Origin of the sequence: Acinetobacter lwoffii, assembly GCF_024129735.1 — a bacterium.
Lineage (GTDB): Bacteria > Pseudomonadota > Gammaproteobacteria > Pseudomonadales > Moraxellaceae > Acinetobacter > Acinetobacter lwoffii_H.
In genome coordinates this window covers 1-211 of sequence record NZ_JAMXXK010000137.1, presented here as the reverse complement: position 1 = coordinate 211, position 211 = coordinate 1, and the positions used below count along the sequence as shown (strand labels likewise).

The following is a 211-nucleotide window of genomic DNA, read 5'->3' as shown; positions in this document are numbered from 1 at the left end:
AGGATCGATTGATTCGATATTAAACAAAGTGACTTGATTTAGTTACGCTAAACGAACAAACTACTGCAACTCAGATATACCTGTTAATGAATTCTATTTGGTAGAAAGCAAGGCAAAACGTAAGACCTAGCAAGTATCCATAAACAGTTGTGCTGGCGACCATAGCAAGAGTGAACCACCTGATCCCTTCCCGAACTCAGAAGTGAAACCT

1 rRNA gene is annotated in these 211 nt (G+C 39.8%); it reads left to right on the top strand.

The features are described from left to right. Nucleotides 1–151 precede the first annotated feature (151 nt). Nucleotides 152–211, top strand: a 5S ribosomal RNA gene (gene rrf, locus NI469_RS15810); the annotation flags it as partial.